The organism is Streptomyces sp. NPDC015171, assembly GCF_043079545.1.
Lineage (GTDB): Bacteria > Actinomycetota > Actinomycetes > Streptomycetales > Streptomycetaceae > Streptomyces.
Window position 1 is genome coordinate 205,932 of the sequence record NZ_JBIBUO010000006.1, and the last position, 14,331, is coordinate 220,262.

The window sequence follows — 14,331 nt, forward strand, 5'->3', positions numbered from 1 at the left end:
CCTATCCGGCGATGTACCCGATCTCCGGGTAGCGCGGCGAAGCCCCCCACAGCAGCTGCCCGGTGTCGGGGCGGCCGCGCAACTGGAGGTCGAAGAAGGCCCGCACGGTGGCCCGTACGGCCGCGACCGCCCGGTCGGCGGGGATCGTGCCGGTCTGCAGGGGCAGTCCGGGCGGGAGTTGCGGAGCGGCCGCCACGATGTCGGTGTAGGAGTTGTGGTCGGCGTCCGCGAGCCGCAGACAGCGTCGCCAGGCGCGCAGGTTGTTCCAGAACGGCGGCCAGGTCGTGTCCTGGTTCATGCCGTCGTGGACCGCCGTGTCCATCAACAGGAACGGCCGGTCGAGACCACGCTCGACCACCGGCCCGTACAGGGCGCCGTCCAGGTCGATGCCGGCCCGCCCCCGCTCGTCCAGGTCCATCACGGCCGCCGCAGCCGCACCGCCCCGGGAGTGGCCGAAAGCACCGGTCCGCGTGAGGTCCAGGCTTCCGCACAGCCCGTGCGGGAGCGGGCGCCGGGCCGCGTCGGGGTTGCCGCCGCGGTTCAGGACGGCCAGCCGGTCGAGCACGAACCGCAGGTCGGCGGCGCGCACCGCGACCGCGGCGGCCCGCTCCACCCCGTCCGGATCGGGGAGGGTGACGACCCGGCTGTCGGGGAACTCCACCTCGCCCGAGTCGTACGGATGGTCCACCGTGACCACGACGTATCCCCAGGACACCAGGTCCTCGACGAGGAGGGAGTTGAACGTGCGGTCCGAGGTGTAGCCCGGCGAGTACAGCAGCACCGGCCGCCGGCCCGGCCGGGCGGGGGCGCGGTCCGCGCTGTGCGTCACCGGCATCGCGTAGGCGTCCAGGGCGCCGCCCCAGCGGGCCTTGAGCGCCCGCTCGGCACCCGCCGGCAGCCACCTCAGCATCGCGTGGCCGCGCACGTCGGCGGCCGGGTAGTGCACGGTCACCATCAGCTCGCGAGGCTGTCCGGCGTCCGAGCGGGGCTCGGTCCGCGACCGGTCGACCAGGTGCAGCTCCACCGCGCCCACCGGAGCGGGTCCGGTCGGCCCGGCCAGCCGGATCGGGATGAGGCCGGCGGCCGCCGCCGGCGTGGGCAGCGACAGGGGAACGGCGGCGGCAGCGACCGCTCCGAGTCCAGCGGCCATGACGGAACGGCGATTCGGGCGTACGGGAGGCACAGCACTCCTTCCGCGGCCGGACCCGGGGCAGGGTAAAGGGAATGCCACCATCCAGCCTGCTCATCGTCAAGTGCCTTGAACTCTAGATCAGTTGACGTCCAGAAGTCCGATCATTTGTCGCCGAACACCGACACCGCCGCCTTCGCCGCCGCCTCCACGAGGGAGATGCCCTTCGGCTGGGTCGTCGTGCCGTTCGAGAGCACCGCCACCAGGCAGTCGGTCCCGTCCGCCGTCACCAGGCCGATGCTGTTGACGACCCACCGTCCCGTCGTGCTGCGCGGCAGCCAGCCGTTCTTCAGCGCCCAGGAGCCGCCGTCGGCGGCGGCCGACACCCCCCACCGCTGATCGGGCTCGACGGACTCCATCAGGCCCCGGAGGTACGTCCGGGAGGCCGCGCTCAGCTCCGAGTCCGCCCCGAACACCTGCTGGAGCAGGACCAGTTGGTCGGCGGCGGTGGTCCGGGTCAGCCCCCACAGCTCGCCCTCCCCGCCGGAGGTCCGCTGCAGCCCGAGGCGCCGGTTCGCCGCGTCGAGACCGGCCGCACGGCCGATGGTGTGCCACAGCTCCGTCGCGGACGCGTTGTCGCTGTTCTCGATCATCTTCGCGGCGGACGCCCGCTCGGCCGCCGTGAGGTGCCGGCCCGCGTCCTGCGCCCGGAGCAGCAGCGCGGCCAGGATGTCGACCTTGACGATGCTCGCCGTGTCGAAGGCCGCGTCGCCGTACACGGCGCTCTCGCCGGAGTCCACCGCGAGCACGGCCGCCGACACCGTGGCGCCCGAGGGCACCGCCACCTTCGCCATCGCCGCCCTCAGCAGAGCGTCCCGGTCCGCCGCGGGCTCCGTCACGGGTTCCACCGACGCCTCCTCGTCCGCCCCGGCCGAGGAGGCGGCCGGGGGCGCCGCCGACGATACGGCCGCGGCCCCGGAGCGCGCCCGCGCCTTCACATAGACCGTGCCGCCGGCCGTGACCCCGCCCACGACGACCGCGGCGAGGGCGGCGTACAGCAGCGGACGGCGCCGGGGCGGGCGCGCGGAGCGGTGGCGACGGGCTCGGGAGGACTCCATGGCCGCGATGCTCGGGGCCCCGACTGTGCGCCCGGTCAGGCCGGCGTGAGAACCCGGTCACGGAATGCTGAGATTTCCGTGAGAGCGGTGACGCCCGTGTTTCCGGCCCCGCACAAGCCCGGCGGTTTCCCCGCTATAGGGTCGGTGACCGTGGCGAACAAGAACATTCCCGACCCCGGCTTCTCCGACGACGACGGCTCCGCCGACCCCCGGCTGAGCGCCGCGCTCGCCGCCTGGGCCGAGGACCGCAGCGCCTTCGGGCCCGTCCTGGAGGCGCTCAAGGGCGCCCGTCTGCTGGTCCCCGTCGTCGCCGTGCTCGGCGAGGTCGAGGAGGACGAGAACGGGCTGCGCCGCGAGAAGACCAGCGACATGGCCGTACCCACCCTGAAGGCCGGGGGCCGCACCGCGCTGCCCGCCTTCACCTCCACCGGCTCCCTGGCCCGCTGGGACCCCGAGGCCCGCCCGGTCGCCGTGCCCCTGCACCAGGCGCTCCAGGCCGCCGCGCACGAGAAGGCCGACACGGTCGTGCTCGACCTCGCGGGACCGGTGCCGTTCGAGCTGACCGGACCGGCGCTGCTCGCCCTCGCCGAGGGCCGCACCAGCACCGACCCGCTCGCCGACCCCGCCGTCGTGGCGGCCGTCCGCGCGGCGGTCGCGGCGGAGCCCGCCGTGCTGCGCGCCCACCTCGGCCCCGGCCGGGCGGACGGCACGCTCGCCCTCGTGCTCGACCCGGCCGCGCCGGCCGCCGAGGCCGCCCGCGCGGTCGCCGGGCGGCTCGCCGAGGACGAGACACTGCGGGCCCGCCTGGTGCGCGGCCTCGACCTGGCACTGCTGCCGGCCGGGACCACGCCTCCGGGCGAGCCCCTCTATGTCAGGGGATAGCTAGCCGTAGACGGGGCCCGTGTACTTCTCGCCCGGGCCCTGGCCCGGGTCGTCCGGGACGATCGACGCCTCGCGGAAGGCCAGCTGCAGCGACTTCAGGCCGTCGCGCAGCGGGGCCGCGTGGAAGGAGCTGATCTCGGTCGCGCTCGCGTCGAGCAGTCCGGCGAGCGCGGTGATCAGCTTGCGGGCCTCGTCCAGGTCCTTGTACTTCTCGCCCTCCTCGCTCAGCCCGAGCTTGACGGCGGAGGCGCTCATCAGGTTGACGGCGACCGTCACGATCACCTCGACGGCGGGGACCTCGGCGATGTCCCGGGTCATCGCGTCGAAGTCGGGGGTTTCAGGAGGGGTGTCACTCATGCCCCACACGATATGCGGTGCGCGCGAGCGTGCGGGTGGAGCCCCGGGGCTGCCGCGGCGGCGCCCTGCCGGACCCCCTCGATTAGCCCTTGCCCATCGATGCTGGTAATCTCGTGTAACGACCGGCTGGACATGTCTGTGCCCAGCCTACAAGTGGAGGCTCCGATCTCCCACCCGACCGTCCTCCGGGATGGCGGGTCACCCGGTCAGGCGACCACCATCGTTCCGTACGGACGATGGAGTCGCCCGAAAGCGCGCCCCGCGACATCGCGGCGGTGCTCCGGTAGTGCTTGGAGCCCCGCCTGTGATCGTCCCGGGGCATTTTTGTGCTCCGGAGCGGTCAGGTCCCAAAGAACACAGACGTTACGCGGCTGTCCGCCAGACCGCCGTGTGGTGCTACCGAGGAGGATCCATCAGCGCCGAGCCCCGCATCAACGACCGGATTCGCGTTCCCGAGGTGCGACTTGTCGGTCCCAGTGGCGAGCAGGTGGGCATTGTCCCGCTCGCTAAGGCACTGGAGCTTGCGCAGGAGTACGACCTGGACCTGGTCGAGGTCGCGGCGAACGCCCGTCCGCCCGTGTGCAAGCTCATGGACTACGGGAAGTTCAAGTACGAGTCGGCCATGAAGGCCCGTGAGGCGCGCAAGAACCAGGCGCACACGGTCATCAAGGAGATGAAGCTCCGGCCGAAGATCGACCCGCACGACTATGACACCAAGAAGGGTCACGTCGTCCGGTTCCTCAAGCAGGGCGACAAGGTCAAGATCACGATCATGTTCCGTGGCCGTGAGCAGTCCCGCCCCGAGCTGGGCTACCGACTGCTGCAGCGGCTCGCGGAGGACGTCCAGGACCTCGGTTTCATCGAGTCGAACCCGAAGCAGGACGGCCGGAACATGATCATGGTTCTCGGTCCGCACAAGAAGAAGACCGAGGCGATGGCCGAGGCCCGGCAGGCGCAGGAAGCCCGGAAGGCGGATGCGAAGGCCAACCCCGGTCGCTCGCAGAACCCTGCTGAGGCCGACGCGTCCGACGAGGTCGAGGCGTCCGCCGAAGAGCCCGCCGAGGCGTGATCCCGGGGGACCCATGTCCCCAAGGATGTAACCGAAAGAAGAGCGACGCTCCACCGTGCCCGGTTTGACGACCGGGCACCGGAGCGCCACCGACGAGGAGAGAACGGCGCTATGCCGAAGAACAAGTCGCACAGCGGTGCCAGCAAGCGCTTCAAGGTCACCGGCTCCGGCAAGGTGCTCCGTGAGCGCGCCGGCAAGCGCCACCTGCTTGAGCACAAGTCGTCCCGCGTCACGCGTCGCCTCACCGGCAACGCCGAGATGGCCCCGGGCGACGCCGCGAAGATCAAGAAGCTTCTCGGCAAGTGACCGCGGGGCGCATGAGCGCCCTGCGGCAGGACCGGGACCCAGTCGTTTCCGGGCCGCGTGAGTCCAACCGCGGCCCCGCTACAAGGAGTTAACAAGTGGCACGCGTCAAGCGGGCAGTCAACGCCCACAAGAAGCGCCGGGCGATCCTCGAGGCGGCCTCCGGCTACCGCGGTCAGCGTTCGCGCCTGTACCGCAAGGCCAAGGAGCAGGTCACCCACTCGCTGGTCTACAACTACAACGACCGCAAGAAGCGCAAGGGCGACTTCCGTCAGCTGTGGATCCAGCGCATCAACGCCGCTGCCCGCGCGAACGGCATCACCTACAACCGCTTCATCCAGGGTCTGAAGGCCGCGAACGTCGAGGTCGACCGCAAGATCCTGGCCGAGCTTGCCGTGAACGACGCGAACGCCTTCGCGGCGCTCGTCGAGGTCGCGCAGAAGGCGCTGCCGTCGGACGTCAACGCGCCGAAGGCCGCGTGACGCCGGGCCGGCTCTGAGCCGACGCTCACTGAGGGACCCGCAGGCTGACGGCTTGCGGGTCCTGTCGTTGGGGGCCCACCGCGGTCGTCCGGCCGCCGGCCCGCCGTGGCCGGCCGCGCGGTTCCCCGTGCCCCTCACGGGGCGCCGCAGCCCGCCGGTGCCACAGAGAAGACTCTCCTGAAGGTGAACAAGAGCATGCCCACCCCCGAGCTGATCTCCCCCCGGTCCGCCCGTGTCGCCGCCGCGCGGCGGCTCGCCAAGCGGAACTTCCGGGGCAAGGACCGGCTGTTTCTCGCGGAGGGGCCGCAGGCCGTGCGGGAGGCCGCCGCACACCGCTCAGGAGGACGGGCGACGCTCGTCGAGCTGTTCGCCACCGTCGAGGCCGCCGAGCGGTACGCCGACATCATCGGGGCCGCCCGCAGCGTGGACGCCGGGGTGCACCTCGCCTCCGAAGAGGTCATCGCCGACATCTCGACCACGGTCACCCCGCAGGGGCTGGTGGGCGTCTGCCGCTTCCTCGACACCCCCTTCGAGGAGATCCTCGCCGCCCGCCCCAGGCTGGTCGCCGTCCTCGCCCATGTGCGCGACCCCGGCAACGCCGGCACCGTGCTGCGCTGCGCCGACGCCGCGGGCGCCGAGGCCGTGATCCTCACCGACGCCTCCGTCGACCTGTACAACCCCAAGGCGGTGAGGGCCTCCGTCGGCTCGCACTTCCACCTGCCCGTGGCGGTCGGCGTCCCCGTCGAGCGGGCGGTGGCGGGCCTGCAGGAGGCCGGCGTGCGCATCCTCGCCGCCGACGGAGCGGGCGACCGCGACCTCGACGAGGAGCTGGACAAGGGCACCATGGGCGGCCCCACCGCCTGGGTGTTCGGCAACGAGGCATGGGGCCTGCCGGAGGAGACGCGCGCCCTCGCCGACGCCGTCGTCCGCGTCCCCATCCACGGAAAGGCCGAGAGCCTGAACCTCGCCACGGCCGCCGCCGTATGTCTCTACGCGTCGGCCCGTGCACAGCGCGCCTCCGGAGGGTGCCGCTCCGTCACCGAGAGCTAGTAGGGTGACCACCGCGGGGCCCTGCGCCGTCTGAGAGGTGGGGTACGGGGATGAGTGTGGCCGGCACGAGTACCGGGCCGGAGGGACGGGACGCGCGGCGCACACCCGCGCCCCGGCGCGGCACGGCCGCGGCCGGTCCCGGCGTCGATCCCGACCAGCTGCCCGACGGCCTGGTGATCGCCGACGAGCGCGGCCGCGTGACCTGCTTCAACGCCGCCGCCGCACGGATCACCGCGGTACGGCCCGCCGACGCCCTCGGACAGCCGCTGGAGAAGGCGCTGCCCCTCGAGGACCTGGAGGGGCGCCGCTGGTGGCAGCTGACCGACCCCTACGGCGGGCTCGCGATCCGGGTGCGGCAGCCGGAGCGGAACCTGCTGCTGCCGGGTGGCCGGGAGGTGCTGGTCTCGGCCCGCTATGTGCGCGACGAGCCGCTGGGGCCGGTGCGCCGCGTGGTCGTCTCCCTCCGGGACACCGAGGCCCGCCGCCGTACCGAGCGCAGCCACGCCGAGCTGATCGCCACCGTCGCCCATGAGCTGCGCTCCCCGCTGACGTCGGTGAAGGGCTTCACCGCCACCCTGCTCGCCAAGTGGGAACGCTTCACCGACGATCAGAAGCGGCTCATGCTGGAGACCGTCGACGCCGACGCCGACCGGGTCACCCGGCTCATCGCCGAGCTGCTGGACATCTCCCGGATCGACTCGGGGCGGCTGGAGCTGCGCCGCCAGCCCGTCGACATCGGGGCCGCCGTCTCCCGGCACATCCAGGCCCATGTCGCGGCGGGCCAGCCCGCCGACCGCTTCCTGCTCCGCGTCGCGCAGCCGCTGCCCGCCCTGTGGGCCGACCCCGACAAGATCGACCAGGTGCTCAGCAACCTCCTCGAAAATGCCGTGCGGCACGGCGAGGGAACCGTCACCATTGACGTCACGTCCTGCGCGTCCCCGCGCGAGGGCGAGGAAACCGGCACGTCGGTCACGGTGGGCGACGAAGGTCCCGGCATCCCGGAGGAATCCATGAACCGCGTCTTCACCCGCTTCTGGCGGGGCAGCAAGCGCGGCGGCACGGGACTGGGGCTGTACATCGTCAAGGGCATCGTGGAGGTCCACGGCGGCACCATCACGGTCGGCCGGGCCCTCGGCGGCGGCGCCGAGTTCCGATTTACCCTGCCCGTGAGCGCGCCGGCGTATCTCGTCTAGCGGCCCACGGGCTCTTCGTATACCTCCGCCCCGTTAGACTCGGCCTTTGGCACCTTTGTGTCCTTCACACGGCCCACGCAGAGCCCAGCGAGTCTCTGGCAGTGCCGAAGTCGGTGACGGGGACCGTCCGCCAGCCAATCGGAAGCACGGGAAGAGATGTCGGCACCCAATAAGTCGTACGACCCTGTCGAGGTCGAGGCGTTGAAACCGGAAGAGATCGAGCGCATGCGGGACGAGGCGCTGGCCGCCTTCGCCGCAGCGAGCTCCCTCGACGCGCTCCACGAGGCCAAGGTCGCCCACACCGGCCCCGCCTCGCCGCTGGCCCTCGCCAACCGCGAGATCGGCGCCCTGCCCCCGCACGCCAAGGCGGAGGCCGGCAAGCGCGTCGGCATGGCCCGCGGCGCCGTGAACAAGGGCCTGGGCGCCCGCCAGGCCGAACTGGAGGCCGAGCGCGACGCCCGGGTGCTCGTCGAGGAGGACGTGGACGTCACCCTGCCGTACGACCGCGTACCGGCCGGCGCCCGCCACCCCCTGACCACGCTCTCGGAGCGCATCGAGGACGTCTTCGTGGCCATGGGCTACGAGGTCGCCGAGGGCCCGCAGGTCGAAGCCGAGTGGTTCAACTTCGACGCCCTCAACATCGGCCCTGACCACCCGGCCCGCGGCGAGGCCGACACCTTCTTCGTGCAGGGTCCGGAGGGCGGCACCGAGTCCGGTGTCGTGCTGCGCACCCACACCTCCCCGGTGCAGATCCGCTCGCTGCTCGACCGTGAGCTGCCGGTCTACGTGATCTGTCCCGGCCGGGTGTACCGCACCGACGAGCTGGACGCCACGCACACGCCGGTCTTCCACCAGGTCGAGCTGCTCGCCGTGGACGAGGGCCTGACCATGGCCGACCTCAAGGGCACCCTGGACCACATGGTCCAGTCCCTGTTCGGCGAGGGCATGAAGACCCGGCTGCGGCCGAACTTCTTCCCCTTCACCGAGCCGAGCGCCGAGATGGACATGCTCTGCTACGTCTGCAAGGGCGAGTCCGTCGGCAACCCGGACCGGCCCTGCCGCACCTGCTCCAGCGAGGGCTGGATCGAGCTGGGCGGCTGCGGCATGGTCAACCCGCGGGTGCTGGCCGCCTGCGGCGTCGACCCGGAGAGGTACAGCGGCTTCGCCTTCGGGTTCGGCATCGAGCGGATGCTGATGTTCCGCCACAACGTCGAGGACATGCGAGACATGGTCGAGGGTGACGTCCGGTTCACCCGGCCGTTCGGGATGGAGATCTGATGCGGGTCCCGCTTTCTTGGCTGCGGGAGTACGTCGACCTGCCGGCCACCGAGACCGGCCGTGACGTCCAGGCCAAGCTCATTTCGGCCGGCCTCGAGGTCGAGACCGTCGAGCCGCTCGGCGCCGACCTCAAGGGCCCGCTGGTCGTCGGCCAGGTCCTGACGATCGAGGAGCTGGAGGGCTTCAAGAAGCCGATCCGCTTCTGCACCGTCGACGTCGGCCAGGCCAACGGCACCGGCGAGCCCCAGGAGATCGTCTGCGGCGCCCGCAACTTCGCGGTCGGCGACAAGGTCGTCGTGGTCCTGCCCGGCGCCACCCTGCCCGGCGGCTTCTCCATCGCCGCCCGCAAGACCTACGGCAGGACGTCCCACGGCATGATCTGCTCCGGCGACGAGCTGGGCATGGGCGACGACGGCAGCCACGGCATCATCGTGCTGCCGCCGGAGACCGAGGTCGGCAGGGACGCCATCGAGCTGCTGGAGCTGGTCGACGAGGTCCTGGACATCGCCGTCACCGCCAACCGCGGCGACTGCCTGTCCATCCGCGGCGTGGCCCGTGAGACCGCCATCGCCTACGGCCTCCCGCTGCGCGACCCGGCCCTGATCGACGTGCCGGCCCCGAACGCGTACGGCTACCCGGTCCAGGTCTCCGACCCGTTCGGCTGCGACCGCTTCACCGCCCGCACGGTCACCGGGCTGCGCCCCGAGACCCGCTCCCCGCTCTGGCTGCAGCGCAGGCTGCAGAAGGTCGGCATGCGTCCGATCTCGCTCGCCGTCGACGTCACCAACTACGTGATGATGGAGCTGGGCCAGCCCCTGCACGCCTACGACCGCAGGCTGGTCCAGGGCACCATCGGGGTCCGCCGGGCCCACGAGGGCGAGAAGCTCGTCACCCTCGACGGCGTGGAGCGCACGCTGCACGAGGAGGACCTGGTCATCACCGACGACCGCGGTCCCATCGGCCTCGCCGGTGTGATGGGCGGCGCCAACACCGAGATCGCCGACCACGCCGACGCCGAGCAGGCGACCACCGACGTGGTGATCGAGGCGGCGCACTTCGACGCCGTCGCCGTCGCCCGTACGAGCCGCCGCCACAAGCTGCTGTCCGAGGCGTCCCGCCGCTTCGAGCGCGGCGTCGACCCGCAGGCCGCCGCTGCCGCCGCCCAGCGCACGGTGGACCTGCTGGTGCTGCTCGCCGGCGGTACCGCCGAGGCGGGCGTCACCGAGGTCATCGCGCCGTCCGCGCCGCACACGATCACCGTCCCGGCCGACCACCCGGACAGGGTCGCGGGCGTCGACTACGGCCGCGAGACGGTCGTACGCCGTCTGCAGGAGGTCGGCTGCGACGTCTACGGCCAGGACGAGCTGATCGTCACCGTGCCGTCCTGGCGCCCCGACCTGGCCGACCCCAACGACCTGGCCGAAGAGGTCATCCGGCTGGAGGGCTACGAGAACCTGCCCTCCACGCTGCCCAAGCTGCCCTCGGGCCGCGGGCTGACCCACCGTCAGCGGCTGCACCGCAGGGTCGGCCGGGCGCTGGCCGGCGCGGGCTACGTCGAGGCCCCGAACTACCCGTTCATCGGCGAGCAGGTCCTCGACCAGCTCGGCCTGGCGGCCGACGACCCGGCCCGCCGTGTCGTGAAGCTGGTCAACCCGCTCAACGACGAGGAGCCCGCGCTGCGTACGACGCTGCTGCCGGGCCTCCTGGGCGCCCTGCGGCGCAACGACGGCCGCGGCTCGCACGAACTGGCGCTGTTCGAGACCGGGCTGGTCTTCCACCCCACCGGGGAGCGGCGGACCGCCGGACACCTCCCCGTGGACCGGCGTCCCACCGCCGAGGAGATCGCCGAGCTGGACGCCGCGCTGCCCGAGCAGCCGCGCCATGTCGCGGTCGTGCTCGCGGGCGCCCGCGAGCAGGCCGGCTGGTGGGGCAAGGGCCGTCCGGCCGACTGGGCCGACGCCGTCGAGGCGGGCCGCGCCGTCGCCCGCGAGGCCGGCGCCGAACTGGTCGTCCGCAAGAGCCAGTACGGCCCGTGGCACCCCGGCCGCTGCGCCGAGTTCGTGGTCGTCGCCGAGGGCGTGGAGAGCGTCGTGGGCCACGCGGGAGAACTGCACCCGCGGGTCGTCAAGGCCCTGGGCCTGCCCGAGCGCACCTGCGCGATGGAGCTGAACCTGGACGCGCTGGAGGCGGTGGGCGACGGCACTCCGCAGGCGCCCGCCATCTCCACGTTCCCGGTCGCCACGCAGGATGTCGCCCTCGTCGTCGACCGGCCGGTGCCGGCGGCCGAGGTCGAGGCGGCGCTGCGGGAGGGCGCGGGCGAGCTGCTCGAGTCCATCCGGCTGTTCGACGTGTACGAGAACGCCGAGCAGCTGGGCGACGGGAAGAAGTCGCTGGCGTACGCGCTCCGGTTCCGGGCGCCGGACCGCACGCTGACCGTGGACGAGGCGTCCGCAGCGCGGGACGCGGCGGTCGCCCTCGCCGGCGAGCGTACGGGAGCCGTGCTCCGGGGCTGAGCGCCCCGGGTGTCCGACGGACGACGGCCGGTCGCGGGGTCACTGCGGCCGGCCGCGCTCATGGCGCGCGGTCGCTGACCGCCTCCCGCCCCGCGGGTGCGTCACCCCCGCCGCGAGCTGCATAAATGCGCGCCGGCTGACGGAGGATCACTCATTCGGGTGGGAACGGGCGGCGATCCGGCCCGCCCGGGTCATGCCGTGGACAGAATCGGACCGGCCTTTCGGGGTCGGTCCGTCTGCTCTTTCGGGGTCCACATTGGGGGACCAGAGGCATGATCCGCATCAAGGCACGGGCGCCCACCGGGCGGGAAGCCGTACTGCCCACGGTCTGGGGTGCCGTCGCGGTCGGCTACAAATTCGGCTGCCCACTCGCCCAACAGAACGGGCTCGGAGCGCGCATCGTCACCAGCGCCGTGTTCTTCGCCGTCGGAACCGGCCTGATATTCCATGTCCGCCGCACCCTGCTCCGGGAGCTGCGGCTCGCCCGGCGGGCGGCACGCGCCGCGCAGAACGTAGTCCTGCGTCCGCCGCCGCCGCGCCTCGACGGGCTCAACGTCGCCGCGGCCCAGCTCTCCGCCGACCGGGGCGCGAGTGTCGGCGGTGATCTCTACGAGGTGATCGCCACCGAGTACGGCGTGCGGGTGGTGATGGGGGACGTCCGGGGGCACGGTCTTGCCGCGCTCGGCACGGTCGCGGCCCTCCTCGGCAGCTTCCGCGAGGCCGCCCACGACGAGCCCGAACTGGGCCGCGTGCTCCGCAGACTGGACCGCACGCTCGGCCGCCACCTGCGCGAACGCGCCCGCTCCGAACACCCGGCGCACGGGGCCCCGGACCCGGAGAACCCGGTCGCCGAGGAGTTCGTCACCGTGCTGCTGCTGGAGATCGACCGGGACGGCCGGCTGCGCGCGCTCAACTGCGGGCACCCGTGGCCGTACGTGCTCAGGGGGAGTCGGGTCGACCCGCTGAGCCGTGCCGATCCCCTCCCGCCGCTGGGGCCGTTCCCGCTGCCGGCCGAGCTGGAGGCGCTGCCCTGCCGGCCGCTGCTGGCGGGGGAGTCCGTGGTGCTCTTCACCGACGGCGCGGAGGAGGCGCGGGACGCCCGGGGCCGGTTCTTCTCGCTGCCGGAGGCGCTGCGCGAGGTCGCGAGGCATCATCCGGTGTCCCCGCAGACGGTGCTGCGCATGGTCTTCGCGGCGCTGCGGCACCACGCGCCGGGGCCGCCCACGGACGACATCGCGGTGCTGGTCCTGCGCAACGACCGCGGCGGCGCCTGCCGGACCTCCCCGGCGGCGCGGGACGGTGAGGCCGGCGGCTCCGCCGCCCGCCCGTGCCAGGCTCCCACCCGCCCGCAGCCGTCGACCCGTCGCTAGGCGACCCCCCTGACAGCAGCCGGGCCGCCGCTGTGAAGAGGGGGGAGCCGGCGGCCCGGCCGGCCTCTTGCGAGGAACCCCAGTCAAGCGGCCCGGCACGCTCCGCGACAGCGCGCGCACAGCCCGGATACGGGCATTCCGTTCACACCCCGTGTGAACCCGCACCCACTACGCTGACCGCACCAGGCCACTCGGGGGGCATCCCATGCAGCCCAATACTCTGCTCGACGCCATCCTGGACGAGGCGGGGATCTCGCACGCCGGTCTCGCCGCCCATGTGAACCAGGCCGGCCGCGCCCGCGGACTCGCGCTGCGGTACGAACACACCGCCGTGGCGCGCTGGTTGAAGGGGCAGCGGCCACGCGGCCAGGTGCCCGACCTGATCTGCGAGGTGCTGGCCGCCCGGCTGCGCCGGCCGGTCACGCTGGACGACATCGGCCTCGGGGTGCCGGGCGAACCGAGCACCCCGCACGCCGGTTCGCTCTCCGGCTTCGTGGAGCGGGCCACCGCGCTGTGGCGCTCGGACGAACAGCAGCGGCCGCATGTGCTGGGCGCCCCCGCGGTCACCGGGACGCCGGCCGTGATGCCGGTGTGGGAGTGGGAGAACCCGCCCGAGGACGTCGACGTCTCGCGGGGCGGGCGGCACCCCGTGACCGCCGCCGACATCGAGATGCTGCGCGCCGCCCGCGCGCACTACGAGCAGATGTACCGCAAGGCCGGCGGGATCGCGACCCGGACGCGGATCGTGGGTTTCCTCAACACCGAGGCCGCGCCGCTGCTGCGCGGCGGCTACACCGACGCCACCGGCCGTCAACTGCACCGTGCGACGGGCGGACTGGTGGCGGTCGCGGGCATCTGCGCCTACGACTCCGACGCGCACGGTCTCGCCCAGCGCTACTTCCACCAGGCGCTGCGGCTGGCCAAGGCCAGCGGGGACCGGGGACTGGGGGCGTACGTCATCGCGCTGCTGGTCAACCAGGCGCTGTTCATGCGGGAGTACCGGCAGGCCGTCGCCTTCGCCGAGGCCGCGCTGCGCGCCGCGGGCCGGCACATCACCCCGGCGCTCGCCTCCGATCTGTACGCGATGCAGGCCAAGGCGTACGCCCATCTCGGGGACAGCGGCAGCGCGTTGTCCTGCATCCGGCGCGCGGAGACCGCCGCCGAGCGGATCCGAAGGGGCTACGAGCCCGACGAGACCGGGTACGTGCAGCCGGGCCTGGTCAATGTGCAGGTGGCCGAGGCGCTGCTCAGCCTCGGGGAGATCGCCGCCGCCCGGGAGCACGCGGCGGCGGCCGTGGACACCCCCGCCCACGACCGGGGCCGGGTGCACCGGCTGGCCATGCTCAGCACCATCGAGCTGCGCCAGGGCAACGCCGACAAGGCCGTGGCCACCGCCGTGCAGATGGCCGAGCAGGCACGCGGAATGGAGTCCCAGCGGCTGCGCGACAGACTCCGCGTGGTCCGCGAGCATCTGGTGCGCTGCGGCTCGGCCGGTACCGCCGAAGCCGCCGAACTCATCGACGGGGCGCTGCGGGTACCGCTGTAGGCCCACTGTAGGTGCACCGTCCCTGCTGCGATATTGCCACT

13 protein-coding genes are annotated in these 14,331 nt (G+C 72.9%); 10 read left to right on the forward strand and 3 right to left on the reverse strand.

The genetic code is table 11. The features are described 5' to 3' along the window. Position 1 precedes the first annotated feature (1 nt). Both ACF073_RS18855 and ACF073_RS18860 read right to left on the reverse strand, forming a co-directional pair. Positions 2-1,150 carry an alpha/beta hydrolase family protein gene (locus tag ACF073_RS18855; protein ID WP_392071319.1) on the reverse strand — a complete coding sequence of 383 codons (1,149 nt, stop codon included), beginning with the start codon at positions 1,148-1,150 and terminating at the stop codon, positions 2-4. A 143-nt stretch (positions 1,151-1,293) separates the two neighbouring features. Then, positions 1,294-2,247, reverse strand: coding sequence for a serine hydrolase (locus ACF073_RS18860; RefSeq protein WP_392071321.1), 954 nt, complete (start codon positions 2,245-2,247; stop codon positions 1,294-1,296). Positions 2,248-2,397: 150 nt separating this feature from the next. Here ACF073_RS18860 and ACF073_RS18865 point away from each other — a divergent pair, with 150 nt between their 5' ends. Next, entirely contained in the window at positions 2,398-3,129 is a 732-nt protein-coding gene (locus ACF073_RS18865) for an SseB family protein (RefSeq protein WP_392071323.1), read from the forward strand. Here the strand turns inward: ACF073_RS18865 and ACF073_RS18870 are convergent, their stop codons facing one another. Next, the gene (locus tag ACF073_RS18870) at positions 3,130-3,486 is read right to left on the reverse strand and encodes a DUF1844 domain-containing protein (RefSeq protein ID WP_392071325.1); all 357 of its coding nucleotides are present in this window, start codon (positions 3,484-3,486) and stop codon (positions 3,130-3,132) included. 388 nt (positions 3,487-3,874) lie between these two features. On the opposite strand from ACF073_RS18870, the gene infC reads away from it, so the two are divergent. The 9 genes from infC to ACF073_RS18915 all read left to right on the forward strand — a co-directional run bounded on the left by infC (position 3,875) and on the right by ACF073_RS18915 (position 14,290). Further along, the gene (gene infC, locus ACF073_RS18875; protein WP_392071327.1) at positions 3,875-4,555 is read left to right on the forward strand and encodes a translation initiation factor IF-3; all 681 of its coding nucleotides are present in this window, start codon (positions 3,875-3,877) and stop codon (positions 4,553-4,555) included. Between the two features lie 111 nt (positions 4,556-4,666). Then, positions 4,667-4,861, forward strand: coding sequence for a 50S ribosomal protein L35 (gene rpmI / locus ACF073_RS18880; protein ID WP_004933563.1), 195 nt, complete (start codon positions 4,667-4,669; stop codon positions 4,859-4,861). Positions 4,862-4,956: 95 nt separating this feature from the next. Then, positions 4,957-5,340 (forward strand): 50S ribosomal protein L20, encoded by a 384-nt coding sequence (gene rplT, locus ACF073_RS18885; protein ID WP_020938960.1) that lies wholly within the window; start codon positions 4,957-4,959, stop codon positions 5,338-5,340. 195 nt (positions 5,341-5,535) lie between these two features. Further along, positions 5,536-6,390: a TrmH family RNA methyltransferase gene (locus ACF073_RS18890; RefSeq protein ID WP_392071745.1), complete on the forward strand. Its 855-nt coding sequence runs from the start codon at positions 5,536-5,538 to the stop codon at positions 6,388-6,390. A 50-nt stretch (positions 6,391-6,440) separates the two neighbouring features. Then, complete coding sequence (locus tag ACF073_RS18895; RefSeq protein ID WP_392071330.1) at positions 6,441-7,583, forward strand: ATP-binding protein; 1,143 nt, start codon at positions 6,441-6,443, stop codon at positions 7,581-7,583. A gap of 156 nt (positions 7,584-7,739) precedes the next feature. Next, the gene (gene pheS / locus ACF073_RS18900; RefSeq protein ID WP_392071332.1) at positions 7,740-8,861 is read left to right on the forward strand and encodes a phenylalanine--tRNA ligase subunit alpha; all 1,122 of its coding nucleotides are present in this window, start codon (positions 7,740-7,742) and stop codon (positions 8,859-8,861) included. After that, the gene (pheT, locus tag ACF073_RS18905; protein WP_392071334.1) at positions 8,861-11,374 is read left to right on the forward strand and encodes a phenylalanine--tRNA ligase subunit beta; all 2,514 of its coding nucleotides are present in this window, start codon (positions 8,861-8,863) and stop codon (positions 11,372-11,374) included. The genes pheS and pheT overlap by 1 nt, the downstream gene beginning before the upstream one ends. Positions 11,375-11,646: 272 nt before the next feature. Next, positions 11,647-12,744, forward strand: a complete 1,098-nt coding sequence (locus ACF073_RS18910; RefSeq protein WP_392071336.1) for a PP2C family protein-serine/threonine phosphatase — start codon at positions 11,647-11,649, stop codon at positions 12,742-12,744. Between the two features lie 205 nt (positions 12,745-12,949). Then, positions 12,950-14,290 carry a transcriptional regulator gene (locus tag ACF073_RS18915; protein WP_392071337.1) on the forward strand — a complete coding sequence of 447 codons (1,341 nt, stop codon included), beginning with the start codon at positions 12,950-12,952 and terminating at the stop codon, positions 14,288-14,290. The last annotated feature ends 41 nt before the right edge of the window (positions 14,291-14,331 follow it).